General features: G+C 66.2%; 14 protein-coding genes and 2 pseudogenes. 9 read left to right on the forward strand and 7 right to left on the reverse strand.

Annotated features, from left to right (window positions below; translation table 11 throughout):
- The first annotated feature begins 108 nt into the window (after nucleotides 1-108).
- Complete coding sequence (locus tag AB0L37_RS13055) at nucleotides 109-633, forward strand: 2'-5' RNA ligase family protein (RefSeq protein ID WP_365504221.1); 525 nt, start codon at nucleotides 109-111, stop codon at nucleotides 631-633.
- Here AB0L37_RS13055 and AB0L37_RS13060 read toward each other — a convergent pair.
- From AB0L37_RS13060 to AB0L37_RS13070, 3 genes are read right to left on the reverse strand one after another with little or no spacing between them, the layout of a single operon-like run.
- Complete coding sequence (locus tag AB0L37_RS13060) at nucleotides 621-1,409, reverse strand: nucleotidyltransferase domain-containing protein (RefSeq protein ID WP_365503766.1); 789 nt, start codon at nucleotides 1,407-1,409, stop codon at nucleotides 621-623. The two genes, AB0L37_RS13055 and AB0L37_RS13060, sit on opposite strands and share 13 nt — an antisense overlap.
- Nucleotides 1,410-1,458: 49 nt before the next feature.
- Nucleotides 1,459-1,770 (reverse strand): helix-turn-helix transcriptional regulator, encoded by a 312-nt coding sequence (locus AB0L37_RS13065; RefSeq protein ID WP_365503768.1) that lies wholly within the window; start codon nucleotides 1,768-1,770, stop codon nucleotides 1,459-1,461.
- Nucleotides 1,770-2,135, reverse strand: coding sequence for a type II toxin-antitoxin system RelE/ParE family toxin (locus tag AB0L37_RS13070; protein WP_365503770.1), 366 nt, complete (start codon nucleotides 2,133-2,135; stop codon nucleotides 1,770-1,772). Before AB0L37_RS13070 ends, AB0L37_RS13065 begins: the two co-directional genes overlap by 1 nt.
- Nucleotides 2,136-2,301: 166 nt before the next feature.
- On the opposite strand from AB0L37_RS13070, the gene AB0L37_RS13075 reads away from it, so the two are divergent.
- The 5 genes and pseudogenes from AB0L37_RS13075 (at nucleotide 2,302) to AB0L37_RS13095 (ending at nucleotide 9,662) form a co-directional block, all read left to right on the forward strand.
- On the forward strand, nucleotides 2,302-5,850 hold the full coding sequence (locus AB0L37_RS13075) for a DEAD/DEAH box helicase family protein (protein ID WP_365503772.1): 3,549 nt from the start codon (nucleotides 2,302-2,304) through the stop codon (nucleotides 5,848-5,850).
- Between the two features lie 29 nt (nucleotides 5,851-5,879).
- Nucleotides 5,880-6,320: pseudogene (locus AB0L37_RS13080) on the forward strand (restriction endonuclease subunit S); the annotation flags it as partial.
- Nucleotides 6,321-6,545: 225 nt separating this feature from the next.
- On the forward strand, nucleotides 6,546-7,241 hold the full coding sequence (locus tag AB0L37_RS13085) for a restriction endonuclease subunit S (protein ID WP_365504223.1): 696 nt from the start codon (nucleotides 6,546-6,548) through the stop codon (nucleotides 7,239-7,241).
- 11 nt (nucleotides 7,242-7,252) lie between these two features.
- Nucleotides 7,253-8,833, forward strand: a complete 1,581-nt coding sequence (locus AB0L37_RS13090) for a class I SAM-dependent DNA methyltransferase (protein WP_365504225.1) — start codon at nucleotides 7,253-7,255, stop codon at nucleotides 8,831-8,833.
- 175 nt (nucleotides 8,834-9,008) lie between these two features.
- Nucleotides 9,009-9,662: a hypothetical protein gene (locus AB0L37_RS13095; protein WP_365503774.1), complete on the forward strand. Its 654-nt coding sequence runs from the start codon at nucleotides 9,009-9,011 to the stop codon at nucleotides 9,660-9,662.
- A gap of 64 nt (nucleotides 9,663-9,726) precedes the next feature.
- On the opposite strand, the gene AB0L37_RS13100 is transcribed toward AB0L37_RS13095, so the two are convergent.
- On the reverse strand, nucleotides 9,727-9,936 hold the full coding sequence (locus AB0L37_RS13100) for a DUF397 domain-containing protein (RefSeq protein ID WP_365503776.1): 210 nt from the start codon (nucleotides 9,934-9,936) through the stop codon (nucleotides 9,727-9,729).
- Nucleotides 9,918-10,759: pseudogene (locus AB0L37_RS13105) on the reverse strand (helix-turn-helix transcriptional regulator). The gene AB0L37_RS13100 and the pseudogene AB0L37_RS13105 overlap by 19 nt, the downstream one beginning before the upstream one ends.
- Nucleotides 10,760-10,966: 207 nt before the next feature.
- Here AB0L37_RS13105 and AB0L37_RS13110 point away from each other — a divergent pair.
- The 3 genes from AB0L37_RS13110 to AB0L37_RS13120 all read left to right on the forward strand — a co-directional run bounded on the left by AB0L37_RS13110 (nucleotide 10,967) and on the right by AB0L37_RS13120 (nucleotide 12,513).
- Nucleotides 10,967-11,197 (forward strand): hypothetical protein, encoded by a 231-nt coding sequence (locus AB0L37_RS13110; RefSeq protein ID WP_365503778.1) that lies wholly within the window; start codon nucleotides 10,967-10,969, stop codon nucleotides 11,195-11,197.
- Nucleotides 11,194-11,421 (forward strand): hypothetical protein, encoded by a 228-nt coding sequence (locus tag AB0L37_RS13115; RefSeq protein ID WP_365503780.1) that lies wholly within the window; start codon nucleotides 11,194-11,196, stop codon nucleotides 11,419-11,421. Before AB0L37_RS13110 ends, AB0L37_RS13115 begins: the two co-directional genes overlap by 4 nt.
- 180 nt (nucleotides 11,422-11,601) lie before the next feature.
- A complete protein-coding gene (locus AB0L37_RS13120) occupies nucleotides 11,602-12,513 on the forward strand; it encodes a helix-turn-helix domain-containing protein (protein WP_365503782.1) in 912 nt (303 codons plus the stop codon).
- Between the two features lie 14 nt (nucleotides 12,514-12,527).
- On the opposite strand, the gene AB0L37_RS13125 is transcribed toward AB0L37_RS13120, so the two are convergent.
- Nucleotides 12,528-13,517 carry a glycoside hydrolase family 6 protein gene (locus tag AB0L37_RS13125; protein ID WP_365503784.1) on the reverse strand — a complete coding sequence of 330 codons (990 nt, stop codon included), beginning with the start codon at nucleotides 13,515-13,517 and terminating at the stop codon, nucleotides 12,528-12,530.
- A 51-nt stretch (nucleotides 13,518-13,568) separates the two neighbouring features.
- The gene (locus AB0L37_RS13130) at nucleotides 13,569-14,327 is read right to left on the reverse strand and encodes an aspartate/glutamate racemase family protein (RefSeq protein WP_365503786.1); all 759 of its coding nucleotides are present in this window, start codon (nucleotides 14,325-14,327) and stop codon (nucleotides 13,569-13,571) included.
- Between the last annotated feature and the right edge of the window lie 6 nt (nucleotides 14,328-14,333).

The following is a 14,333-nucleotide window of genomic DNA, read 5'->3' on the forward strand; positions in this document are numbered from 1 at the left end:
TCGGCCAGACCTGAACGGGTCGCGGTTCCTCCACCGTAACCAGAGTTCATGGAGGGGAGGGAACGCCCGTATTTCCGCAATGTGACGACAGCGATGTGACACTTGACCGTGCCCACTGAGTCCACTGAATCCGGCTGGCCGGACGCCCCCGGCGACACGGCCCTGACGATCCACATCCCCGAGGCGGACGCGTTGGTCCGCACGGGAACGCGCGCCCACGTGACGCTCCTCTACCCCTTCGTCCCGCTGCACGAGTTCACGCCCGACACGGACCGGGCCCTGCGCGCTCTGTTCGCCTCGGCCCCGTCCATCCCGCTGACCTTCCGGGAGCTGCACCGCTGGCCGGGCGTCCTCTACCTGTCCCCCACCCCCGCGGACCCGTTCCGCGCCCTCACGAAGGCTCTGCGCGAACGCTGGCCGCGGGCGGTCCCGTACCGCGGCGTCTTCGGCGACGAGGGTCTCGACCCGCATCTGACGCTGGCGAGCGGCGCGGGCACGGACGAGATCCCGCCATCGGACTTCACCCCGCACCTCCCGCTGCACGCGGAGGTCACCGAGGTCCACCTGATCGTGTCGGACGGCCGAGGGACGCCCTGGCGGGACGCCCGCTCGTACCCGCTTCAGACCCCCTGACGGGCGCCCTCGACGGCCTTGGCCATCAACTCCCGTGCCTGGTCGACGAGTTCGCCGAGCCCGATCCCCGGGTCCGCCACGAGCCCGTCGACGCCCCGCAGCCCGGCCCGCTCCACAAGCCGCTTCTCGTTGGTCACCCACTCGCCCCGGGCGGCGAGCACGGCATGCGCGGCGGACAGGGTGGCGACGGCGACGGCCCCGAGCACCTCCGTCCGCGCCCCCTTCACCGCGAACCCGCCCCGCGCATACGCCAGCGTCGCCTCGGCCCGCCCCCACCACTCGCCGGGCGCGGCCTCGCGCAGGGCGACGGGATACCCGTCGGGCTCGGGTGCGGTGCCGCGCAGCACGCGATTGACGGCGAGCTCGGCGACGACGAGGTAGGACGGGATCCCGGCGAGGTGAAACATCAACGGCTCGATCCGGAACCGCCCGGCCCCGGCTTCCGCCAACTCCCGCTCCACGACGTCGAGATCGCGGTAGTGCACATCGACGCGCCGCCCCTCGACGGTGAACCATCCCCCACCGTTGAACACCCCGCCACCCCACCCCCCGATCTCGGAGGCCTCCCCTTCCCACCCGATCTCGCGTACGGCCTGCGCGGTGAACAGCTCTTCGCCGCCCCGGTAGTAGACCGCAGTGTCCCAGTCGCTGTCGGGGCCGTGCGTGCCCTGGGCACGGGATCCTCCCAGAGAGACGGCGTGGGCGCCGGGGAGGGCGGCGAGGGCGTCGGCGACACGGTCGAGGAAGGCGGCGTCGGTGCGGTGCGGGTCGGACATGGGGTCACGCTATCGACGCCAGGAACCGCACCGCCGCCGATTATTCGGCTCACGCCACATGCGCCTCAAAAAGGAGTGATCCCAGTTCATGCCCCGAGGTGAGCCGGACATCGGCCTCCAACGCGCCCGCCAAACGCCGCAACAGATCGAGCGTGGGTTGAGTCCCGCCCTCTTCCATACAGGCGACCTCGTCCTCCGTCACGCTCAGACGCTCCGCAAGCTCAGCTGTACTCAGCCCCAAATCCGTACGCCGGTCGTATAGCGCCTTCCCGAACGCCATGGCTTCCCGGATAGCGAGCCGCTCGGGATCGTCCGTGTCAGGCCCCGACGGAATCCACCGTGCGTGCTGGGATCCGGCCATCACACGTTCCTCTCAAAGGTCTGGGTCGTAGGACCATGATGCTCGTTCTCACAGATCTTCTGGGCCCGGACGGCCCTCTCAATCTGCGCGTGCTCGTGCTGGCGAGTCTTGCGGAAGACGGTCAGCAACACGACGGTTCCACAGGGTGTGATCCAGTAGGTGATCCGCGGTGCGATGTCCCTGAACCGAAGCCGCAATTCTCTGACGGGCCCCTCCAGGTGATCCGCCCATGGCCCCGGCAGTTCTGGCCCGAACTCCGCGAGCAGCCCCGCAACCTCATCGACACGCTTGAAGTCGGAGTCCGAAAGGCCCTCCAGCCACCCCCGCACTTCGGGTTCGATCTCGAACTCGTAGAGCGCTCTCATCAGCCCCTCCCGGATTGACGCTGTGTGCATAACAGGGCACTCGCTGCAGAGGTCACGCCTTGTGAGGGGGATGCGCAGCCCGCTCCTGCCGATCTCGCCCGCCGCACCCACCCCTTGCGTAAGCTGGTGTTTTGGGCAAGTGGCGGCGAGGAAGCGAGAGGGTGCAGTGGACAGGCAGCTCAGCGATCTGGCGAAGAGATCTCCGAACTTCGGGGTGCTGTACCAGTACCAACCGCTACTGGCTCTGTACGGAGCGCAAGCGGAACTGACGGTCTTCACCAACCCGAACGCCGCCCAGGTCCAGGCCGGCCAGTTCGGCGAGGTCCTCGCTGAGGAGCTGGTCACCAGAACCGCCACACGTGTCGAGGGCGACCGCCAGATCGACCGCCTCAACGCCCTGACCCGCATCGGCGCCCTCACCCCTGCGGTCCGGAACGCTTTCGACCAGCTCCGCAAGGACCGGAACCAGGCGGCGCACGCTCATCTCTTCGACACCACCAAGGCGCTCAACGCCATCCGCACCTGTTACGAACTCGGCGTCTTCTTCCACCGCACCATCTCCGGGAAGCGGACCGTCGCAGCATTCGTACCACCCTCGGTACCTCAGGTCGCAGACCCGGCAGAGCTGGCACAGCTCCAGGAAGCACTCAAGGGTCACCGGGAGGCCCTGACCCAGTCCCGCGTCCGCCTGAGCGAGAGTACGAGCCAGCTCGCCGCGGAACAGCAGGCCCGCGCCGAGGCCGAGTCGATGATGCGGTCCGCGGAGACCGCGAAGGCCGAATTCGCCGCGCGGAACCAGCAGTTGCTGGCCGAGATCGAAACGCTGCGTGCAGCTCAGCGAACGCAGTACGACACCGAGCGCACCAACCCACGCCGAGTCAACGTCGCGGCCCGCGACGCCATCATCCACCGCGCGCAACGCCCGGCGCCTCTCAACGAGGTGCAGGCACGCGAGAAGATCGACTCGATGCTGCGCGCCGCCGGGTGGATCATCCAGGACCGCGACGAACTCAACCCAGGCGCGGGCACCGGTGTGGCGGTTCGCGAGTTCACCCTGGCCACAGGCAGGGCCGACTACGTCCTGTACGTCGACGGCAAGATCGCCGGTGTCATCGAGGCCAAGCGCGAAGGCGACCACCTCAGTGGAGCGCTCGCCCAGAACGACCGCTACGCATCAGGCGTCCTCAAGGAACACAGCCTCGCGGTCTGGCGTGCGGACGAGCCCTTCGCCTTCCGCTACGCCACTACGGGCACGGAGACCTGGTTCATCAACCGCCTTGACCCGGACGCCCGTTCACGCGAGGTCTTCTCCTTCCACAAGCCCGAGACCGTCGAGGCCTGGATGAAGAGAGCCGAAGAGAACCCGGCGGCGCCCACCTTCCGGGCAGGTCTGCGCAAGATGCCGATCCTGGAATCGCACGGCCTGCGCCTCGCGCAGGTGGACGCGATCTCGGGCCTTGAGGACTCCCTGGCGAGGGATCAGCCCCGCGCGCTGATCCAGATGGCCACCGGTGCGGGCAAGACGTTCACGGCGGTCACGGAGACGTACCGGCTTCTCAAGCACGCGGGCGCCAAGCGGGTGTTGTTCCTCGTCGACCGGAACAACCTTGGCAAGCAGGCGCTCTCCGAGTTCCGCAACTACACGACGCCGGACGACGGCCGGAAGTTCTCCGATCTCTACAACGTGGACCGACTCGGCGCGGCGGGCCTCCAGGACGCGTCGTCCGTGGTGATCTCCACGATCCAGAAGATGTACTCGCTCCTGAGCGGTGAACAGCTCTCGGACGACGACTCCCTCGACGAGCAGGCAGACGCGACCGCCTATGACGAGGAGAGCTACGCGGCGGACGAGCCCATCGAGATCGGCTACCGCTCGGACGTCTCACCGGAGTCTTTCGATCTGATCGTCGTCGACGAGTGCCACCGCTCCATCTATGGGCTGTGGCGGGGCGTGCTGGAGTACTTCGACGCGCACTTGGTGGGCCTGACCGCAACCCCGACAGCGCAGACACTCGGCTTCTTCGGCCAGAACCTGGTCTCGGAGTACACGTACGAGCAGGCGGTGGCGGACGATGTGAACGTTATCTTCGACATCGTGCGTCTCAACACCGACATCCGGGAGAAGGGCGCCGCGACCATCGAGTCCGGCACGACGGTGCGCATCAAGGACCGCAAGACGCGGGCTCAGCGCTACGAGGAACTCCCGGACGACTTCACGTATTCGACGCAGCAGATTGGCCGCTCGGTGATCGCGGTCGACGAGATCCGCGCAGTACTTCAGACGTACAAGAACAACTGGCAGCGCTGGTTCCCCGGACGCAAGGACCTCCCCAAGACACTGATCTTCGCTGTTGGGGAAGATCACGCGGAGGACGTCTTGCGCCTGTCAAAGGAGGTCTTCGGCCGCGGGGACGCCTTCGCCAAGAAGATCACGTACAAGAGCCGCCAGAACGGCGAGAACCCCGACGACCTGATCAACGACCTGCGCAACTCGCCGTCTCTACGCATCGCCGTCACGGTCGACATGATCGCGACGGGTACGGATGTCCGCGCCCTGGAATGCGTGATCTTCCTTCGGTCGGTGCGCAGCGCGGTCCTTTTCGAGCAGATGAAGGGCCGCGGCGCCCGCACCATCGACCAGACGGAACTCCGCGAGGTCACCCCGGACGCCGACGAGAACGTACGCAAGGATCGGTTCATCATTATCGACGCGGTCGGCGTCACGAAGTCGCCGCTGGTCGACGCCCGTCCGATGGTCCCGGCCGGCGATCGCCAGGTGTCTCTGGCGAAGCTGCTCGACAAGGCGGGGACGAAGTCGATCAGCGCGGGCGAGGCCGAGATCCTGGCGGGGCGGCTGGCACGCCTGAACCGTCAACTCAACGACGAGGAAAGAGAGTTGCTGACTGACGCAGCGGGCGGCTCCACGCTTTCCGAGATCGCCCGGAAGCTCGTCGATGCGGCCGACCCCGACCGTCAGGAGCGAGTCACGGACGAGCAGGGCTCCGGGGCCGCGCGCAGGCTGATCGAGCAGGCAATCGCTCCGCTGACGGAAAACCCGCTGCTGCGCGAGCAGATCATCACGATCCGTCGCGACAAGGACTTGCTCTACGACGAGACGACAGCCGTCGCTGTCACGGAGATCGAAGAAGTTCCGCGAGAGAAGCGGGCCCTTGAGCGAATCTCCAAGTGGAGCAAGCTACTCGAGGAGGACCGCGACAAGATCGCCGCGATCAACATCGCGTTGGGCAGCCACCGTACAGTGTCGCCGACGGAGGCGCGGGCCGCGATGAAGGAACTCTCCGGCATGCTCCGGAAGAACCGCCTCACACCGCAGGAACTGTGGTCGTCCTACGAAGACGTGCAGCGGGCAGCGGAAACCCCGAACAAGGACGCTGGCCCGGAGGACCTGATCGCCCTAATCCGCTACGAACTAGGCGTCGACGACGAGTTGAAGCCCTACCGAAGCACGGTGGAGGAGCGCTTCGCGGGTTGGCTACTCCGCCAGGAACAGGCGGGCGTGCACTTCTCGGACGAGCAGCGATGGTGGCTGGAGTGCATCCGCGACGTGGTTGCGAGCGAGATCGGCATAGAGCCGAAGGAACTGTCCGGCGAGCCGTTCGTGCAGCGGGGTGGCGGTCGCGGTTTCATGGCGGCGTTTGACGGGCGCGAGAGCGCGCTGGAACTTTTGAATGAGTTGAATCGAGAACTGGCTTGAACGAGAAAAGAATCCCAAATTCATGGTCTATGGCTCGCCTAGACGAGATCGCGGACGTCACTCTCGGACAGTCCCCACCGGGAACAACCTACAACACTAATGGGTCTGGGCTTCCCTTTTTTCAGGGTAAGGCTGAATTTGGAGAACTGTACCCAGCGGTCCGAAAGTGGACCACAGCAGCCTCCAAGATTGCCGAACCTGGAGATATCCTCCTTTCCGTTCGAGCTCCTGTCGGCCCCACGAATATCGCCCCTTACCAATGCGCAATCGGTAGGGGACTGGCTGCGATTCGCGCCCGCGAAGGGATTTCACAGAAATTCTTGCTGCACGCGATCAGGGGAACTGCGTATCAGCTTGCCTCAAGAGCGACTGGCAGCACATTCTCAGCTGTCAGTGGAGCGGTAGTGCGTGGACACCGCCTACCAGTCCCACCTCTCTCAGAGCAACACCGCATCGTCGAAGCCCTCGAAGATCATCTCTCCCGCCTGGACGCCGGTTCAGAACTTGTATCAGCCTCAACAAAGCGCCTAAAACGTCTGAAAGATTCTTCACTCCAGACGGCTCTCGACCGGTGCAGCGGGTACCCCTCCCTGGCACTCGGCGACCTACTTCGCGAACCTCTCCGAAACGGCCACTCGGCTCGGGCCACCACCGACACCTCGGGAATCCGCACCCTCACTCTCACAGCAGTAACAATGTCCAAGTTCACTAACGAGAACACCAAAATCACCTCGGCAATCCCGAACCGAATCGCCAACCTTTGGCTGGAGCCTGGAGACATCCTGATCCAACGATCCAACACGCCAGAACTTGTCGGCACATCAGCGCTCTACAATGGACCAAGAGAATGGGCCATCTACCCTGACCTCCTAATTAGAGTGCGAGTTAACTCGCATCTCCTTCCTGCATTTACCGCCCTCGCCCTACAGAGTAAAACCACTAGGACCTACTTCCGATCGTCAGCCAAAGGACTGGCTGGATCAATGCCGAAAATCGATCAAACGACTATCGAAAATACATTGATCCCAGTTCCGCCGCTTGATGTTCAGCAAAAAGTGGTGACCGAGGTGCACGAAGAGTTCGATCGAATTGACCGCCTAGCACCTCAGCTCGTAAATTCAATCACCCGTGCTAGGTCTTTGAGAGCTTCGGTACTCCGGTATGCCTTCACTGGCAAGCTCGTCCCCCAAGACTCCGGCGACGAACCTTCGTCTGAACTCCTCACTCGTATCAAGATTGAACGCGCCACACAGGCGAAACAGAGGCGCACCCGCCCCGCGCCAGCATCCAAGCGGCACAAGAACGTAGCCACCTCCGACGGTGTCCCACCCCCGGCCGCCTCCTCAACCCCCGTCTCCCAGACCGCCGTTCAACAGGAGTTCGAGCTGTGAGCGCCCCGCACATCCCCGCTGAGACCGACACCGCCGCGTCCGCCAGCAAGTCCCCACAGGCTGCCGCCCAGACCAACACTCTAGTAGCTAAGCTATGGAACTACTGCAACGTTCTCCGGGACAACGGCCTCTCGACCATTGAGTACGTTGAGCAGCTCTCGTATCTGCTCTTCCTCAAAATGGTGGACGAGATCATCAACGATCCGTTCGCAGAAAGCGACTTGGCGGAGATCGTCCCAGAGGGCTACGACTGGCAGTCACTCGTCTCCAAGAAGGGGGTGGCTCTTGAAGCCCACTACCGCGAGATCCTGGGCAAGCTCGCCGAAAACCCTGGGACCACCCTCGGCACAATCTTTGCCAAGGCCCAGAACCGCATCACCGAGCCCGCTCTCCTCGAAAAGCTCGTCATCGATCTGATTGGAAAGCAGGACTGGACCCTCGCCGGAACCGACCTCAAGGGCGATGCCTACGAAGGGCTCCTCGCCAAGGGCGCCGAGGACACCAAGACCGGCGCCGGCCAGTACTTCACCCCGCGCGCTCTGATCGACGCCATGGTCGAGTGCACCCGGCCGACACCGGATGACACGATTACGGACCCCGCCTGCGGAACCGGCGGATTCCTCATCGCCGCCCAGACCTACATCCGCGAGCACCACACCAAGAACCTCACTCGCGAACAGCGCCTCTCGCTCGGCAAGGACAATATCTTCGGCACCGAGTTGGTGACCGGCACCGCCCGCCTCGCCGCGATGAATCTGCTCCTCCACGGCATCGGAACCAGCGACGGGCCCAGCCTCATCGAAGGTGGCAAGGACGCCCTCGCCAAGAAGCCGAAGCGTCACGCCACCCTGGTTCTCGCCAACCCACCCTTCGGCAAGAAGTCGGCGATCACCGTCATCGGCACAGACGGCAAGGCCGAGAAGGAGGACATCTCCTACGACCGTGACGACTTCCGCGCCACCACCACGAACAAGCAGCTCAACTTCGTCCAGCACATCATGTCGCTGACCGCGATCGACGGCCGCGCCGCAGTCGTCCTCCCCGACAACGTCCTCTTCGAGGGCGGCGCAGGCGAGAAGATCCGGCGCCGTCTGCTCCACGAGTTCGACCTGCACACGATCCTGCGCCTGCCCACCGGCATCTTCTACGCGGGCGGCGTCAAGGCCAACGTCCTCTTCTTCGACAAGAAGACCCCGCGCGCCGACGGCAAGCCGCACACCACCAAGACCTGGGTCTACGACTTCCGCACGGGCAAGCACTTCACCCTCAAGACGAAGGCGCTGCGCCGCGCCGACCTGGACGAGTTCGTGGAGGCATACGCCCCCGACAAGCCGCGTTCCGAGCGCGTAGAGACCGAACGGTTCAAGCCGTTCACCTACGACGAGTTGATCGCCCGCGACAAGGTGAACCTCGACATCACGTGGATGAAGGACCCGGCGCTCGACGACGCCGACAGCCTTCTCCCGCCCGAGGTGATCGCCCAGGAGATCGTCGAGGATCTCCAGGCTGCACTGAGCGAGTTCGCGGCGATCGCCGAAGCCCTCGGGGGCGAAGTGACGATCGACGAAGCCAGCGAACTCAGCGAGAGCTGAAAGCCCTCTCTCCCGGTGGCGTCCCGCTCAGGCGGGGCGCCACCAACGTGATCAAGCCACTACCTGACCTATCGCCTTGACTCGCCCCTCCCCGCACAACGAATCTTGAATTGTTCCTTGGCAAGAACCAGTTGATTCAACAAGTTGCAAGAGTGCGACGGTACGGGGGTACCAGGTGACCATTCCCCAGCCCCAGACGCGGCAGTTCCGGGCGTTCGCCACGAACCTCGAATACGCCCGCAAGATGGTCAAGGCGGGCGAGGCCCTCGACCACTTCCAGTCACCTGTCATCGACATCGGCGACTTCTACCGCGCCGCCTGGGTCCAGGCCGTCAGTGCCATCGATCACTGGTTCCACGAGGAGCTGTACGCCAGGGTCACCGAGCTGGCCGCGGATGACAGCCCGGCAATGCCTCATCAACTCACCAGGTTCGAGCTGCCGTTGGGGCGCGTCGAGGAAGTCAGGCGCGGTGATCTCACACTTGCTGACGCCGTCGCCGAACACGTCCGCAGCAAGTGGGCCTCCGCGTCCCTCCAGAACCCCTACAAGATCACCGAGGCCCTGAAGCTCGTCACGGAGCAGGATGTCTGGGGCAAGGCCGCCGTCCAGCTCAACGAATGGAACCGCGGCCGTACGGCGATGGATGCCAAGGCCGTCAAGCGCCAGCTTCTTCAGATCACGAACCGTCGCAACAAGATCGCCCACGAGGCGGATCTGGAGGACGGCGAGCTCAAGCGCCGCCGCCCGATCAGCGAAGCCGACGTGACCGACGCGATCAACTGGATCGAGCGCATCGCGCTGGCCATCGCCAAGGTCCTCGACTCGTAGCTTTCGGCTGCACCGTAGTGGTGGTCCTCGCTTGGGAATCACCACTACATCACGGGCGGCGCCCTCAGCAGCTCAGCTGATCTTCCTTGAGAGCGGCCACGAACGACGCCCACCCGCCGGCCTCGAAGATGAGCACCGGGCCGAGCGTGTTCTTGCTGTCTCGCACGGGGACTGTCGCAGCGAAATCGTCTGACACCTCAACACACTCACCGCCATCCTGATTGCTGTAGCTGCTCTTGCGCCACGTGGTAGCGCTCAAGTCGAGGGATCGCACGGGACTTCCTCCAGGATGCGCAGGATGAACTCTCGCGACTCAGCTGGGGACAGCGCCAGGTCGCGCACCGCATCGTACGTGAGCTGCAGCCGCTCAACAGGTGCGGTTTCTTCGATGAGTTGCCCCTGGTAGCCACCTTCCGTATAGGCCACGGTACGCCCGTCCTGCAGTCGCAGGAACATGGTGCTGCCGTTCATCAGGCCGTGCACCCCAACGTTGAACGGCAGTACCTGCACCGTGACATTCCCCCTCTTCGTCGCTGCCAAGAGGTGGCCCAGTTGTTCCCGCCACGTTTCCGCATCCTTCAGCGGCGTGCGCAGTACCGCCTCGGACATGATGCTCCGGAATGGGGGCGCCAGTTCCCTTTCCAGTACTTCGCCCGTCCCATACGGGCATCAACCTGCCTGTCCAGCTCATCGCCCCTGAGGCCGCCAGACAAAAGCAACTCCCCTGCATATGCGGCAGTTTGAAGCAAACCGGGCACTACCCCCATCGCCAGATGCCACAAGCTCACCGCCTCCGCCTCCAACTGCATGTACCGCCGATACCGCTCTTTGAACTGCGACTTGTCCCCCATCGCCAGCTCCCACAGCACCAGCAGCATGCCCGCCGTCCCGTAGTGCTGGTCCAGAGCCTCGACGACCTCCGGCCCGCCGAGCGTCTCCCCCTTCTCCATCTTGCCGAACAACGACCAGTCCCAGCCCAGACGCTCACCCAACTCCCGCAGGCTCTGGCCGCGTTTGGTCCGTCGTCGCCGCAGCTCCTCGGCGAACCGCTGACGCGGCTCCTGGCTGCGGCCCGTGATCACTCGCCGTTGAGGCACGCCCGCTCCCCTCCATCACGTATGGCTGTGGAATTTGTGGAACTACCGCGCCCCGTCGGGGAAACACCAGTCGGCCTCGGTGTCGCCACCGTTCCGTCAGCCCATCCTCATAACACGCGTACTACGCACAGTAGTTGCGCGTCTCATGACATATAGCGAGAAATCAAGAATCTGGAGTCACCCAACGCTCAAGGAGCCAGCACACCCATGACGAACCCCACCCCAAACCCAAAAGTCCAAGAAGCCGCCGAAGCCCGAGACGCCCTCGCCTCCGCCCTCACACGGGCCGGCATCCAGCTCCCCACCATGGACGTCCGCACCCCCTGGGACGACGACAACGAGTCGACCGCCCCCTACGCCCTCGTCCACCTAGGCGTCTGCTCCGCCCCCGTGGCCCACGCACTCGCCGCGGCGATCGTGAAGGCGGTCGACGTATGACCCCGCCCAGCTGTCCCAGGCCCGCGATCGGCGCGACCGTTCACGACACTGCCTTCGGGCGTATCGGCGTAGTCATGGGCTACGAGGGGCCGCACGTACAGCTCCGACCGTTGGGGGGCGGACGTGAGTGGGACGCCGCCCCCGACCACATGGAGATCATGACTCGTACCGCGACACTCAGTGCCCGCGTAGCCGAGGCCAACGCCCGCAGCCGCAAGAGATGACGGACCCGATACGACACTCGTTCGGGGGACACTCCACCGAACTTTCAGCCAACACAAACCAGTTGTGCGACTCTCGGCCCTGCTCCCGCCCTCAAGGCGGCGGCCCACAACCCAATACACAGGTGACCCCGGCGGTGCTCGCAACACCCCGGGGTCCGGCACAAGGAGCCAAAACTCCCCATGCAGATCCATCGTATCCCCACGCACGAGCGTGAGTTCGTGATCATCGACAACAAGGCGATGCAGGATCCCCGCATCTCCCACACCGCGCGCGGCATCCTCGCCTACGTCCTGTCCATGCCGAACGGCGCGAAGATCAACGTACGCACTCTGTCCGACAACTTCCGGCAGAGCCGACGCACCGTCTCCAAGGCGGTCGAAGAACTCCGCCAGTTCGGCTACTGGGTCACCACCACGCATCACACGCCCACGGCCCGTCGCATCCATTCCACCGTCGACGTGTACGAACTCCCGTACCTCGCCCTCCAACCCGCTCCGGTTCCCACACCTACGGGAACCACACCCCAGACCACCGGGGCGGCGGGCACGCCCCTTAGGGAAAGCAATCCATCAAAGGACAGGGGAAAGAACCCTCCCCACCCTCCCGCCGAGGCCGTGGAGCCGCAGGGGGATTCCGGCGACGTAGACGAACCCGGCGGCCAGCAGCGCCACACCGCCGAGGCCACCCGCATCCTCTGCCGTCTCGCCTCGGTCGCCCCCCGGCTCAGGCTCACCGACCGCGCCGTCAAGCGTCTCGCTCCGGCCGTGGCCGACTGGCTCGACCGAGGCGCTGGCGTCACGGACATCACCGATGCCGTCACCGCCGGGCTGCCTGCGAAGGTCTACTCGCCCGAGCACCTGATCGCCGACCGCCTTGAGCGCAAGCGACCGGCGCGCAAACGGCAATGGCGTCACATCGTCGATTGCCCGGAATGCCGCGACCCACTGCCCTTCGGCCAGGAAACCGGCCTCTGCGCCGACTGCGCGCTCGGCGGCGCTTCCCTCGGTAACAGCAGCCGTCGGCCCACCTTCAGCGATGTCGGCCCTGCCGCCTTCAGGGCCGCCCGCGCCGCTCTCCCTCCTCGCCAGTGAGCCTCAGTCCAGGCTCACCCCTCAGCGTTCCGCGCCAACTCCAAAGCCCGCCCCGCCCACCACCGCCCCGCCGACGGCCCGCCCCGGCACGTCCCGTCCGACTCGCCCGGGCGTTTCACCCACAGGTACGCGTCCAGGGCCGGGTCGCCGGTGCGGGTCGTCGGCGGGGTGCCGAGGGCTCGACCCGGAGGGTTGCACCAGGCGTCGGGGCCGTGCCAGGGGCCGTTGCCGTTGCGGCTGGTGTCGATGACGAAGTGGAGGCGGGGAGCACCACCGGAACCACCAAGAGCTGACACCAGGCGGTGGCCGTAGGCCGAAGTCTCTTTGTTCGTACGGTAGTTGGAGACGTTCAGGGCGACGCCGTCCGCCGCGTCCACGCCCGACGACCGCAGGGGGCCGACCAGGCGCCGTACGTCGGGGATCCAGGTCGCGTTGCCCGCGTCCAGGTAGACGCGGGTGTGCGGCTGGCGCTTGAGGCGGTGGACGGCGTAGGAGAGGAGGGCGTAGCGCTCGCGGGTGTTGGCGCCGGCGCAGCCCGCCACCGTCGACGCCACCGCGTCCGGCTCAAGGATCACGTACGCGCCCCGTGAACCCAGGCCCGCCGCGAAGGAGTTGACGTACGCGCGGTAGGCCGCGGCGTCGCGCGCGCCGCCCGAGGAGTACGCCCCGCAGTCCCGGTGCGGGATGTGGTAGGCCACCAGGACCACGGTGCGGCGGGCGCGGGCCGCCGCCGTGGTGACGGCGCGGACGGCGGGGCCGGGGTTCGGGTTGTTGAGCCAGGCCGCCTGGGGGCGGGTGGCGATGCGGTCGATCAGGCGGGCGTCGGCCCAGCGGTGCTGCTTGCGGTACGCGGCCGCCTGCCGGGCCGCCGCCGTGTGCGGGTCGACCCAGAAGACGGTCGCGGGGGCCGACGCCCCGGGAGCGGGAGCGGCGCCGAGGGTCAGGAACGCCGCCAGTGCGGCCCCCAGCAGCGGCCGCAGGAAGGGTACGTAAGGCAGGGGCATTGTCGGATGATGGGCGCAGCCCCCGGGCCCAGCCGTGCGCGACGGGTCGGGTTACCCCGGGGTGCACTCGTTCGGCCGTGCCAGGGCCGCGGTCCGGCCCCACACCCTCCCCTTCTGTTCCGGCCGCGCGTAGCCGCCCACCCGGCTCGTCCCGAGGCCGAGGCCCACCAGCGACTCGGCCAGACGGACCGCCGCCGCGACGCCGTCGACGACGGGGACGCCGAGGCGCGCGGAGACCGTCCGTTCCAGGCCCGTCATGCCCGCGCAGCCGAGGACGAGGACCTCCGCGCCCGCCGCGAGGACCTTCCGCGCGGCGGTCACGAAGGCTTCTTCCACCCGTGCCGGGTCGTCGAGTTCGAGGACGCCGAGGCCCGTGCCCGCCACCGCCGCGCAGTGCGCGCCGACGCCCGCGGTCAGGAGGCTGTCCTCGATCTGGCCGCAGGAGCGGTCGAGGGTGGTGACGACCCCGTACCTGCGGCCCAGGAGACAGGCGAGGTGGGCCGCCGCCTCCGTGATGTCGACGACCGGGACGCCCACCAACTCCCGTGCGCCTTCCCGGCCGTGCTCGCCGAAGCCGGCCATGACGACCGCGTCGTACGGCTCGCCGTCGTAGGTGCGCAGGGCGTCGAGGACCGCCGCCGCCGAGAGGTAGCTGTCGAGCCACCCCTCCGCGGATTCGACGCCCCACGCCGGCGTCAGCCCCGTGATCGTCGTGCCCGGCGACGCCGCGGCCCGCGCGCCCGCCGTGATCTCGTCCGTCATGGCGAGCGTGGTGTTGCAGTTGGTGACGAGGATGTGCGTGCGGCTCATGGTGCT

This window comes from Streptomyces sp. NPDC052225 (assembly GCF_040679615.1).
In the GTDB taxonomy this organism is placed as follows: domain Bacteria; phylum Actinomycetota; class Actinomycetes; order Streptomycetales; family Streptomycetaceae; genus Streptomyces.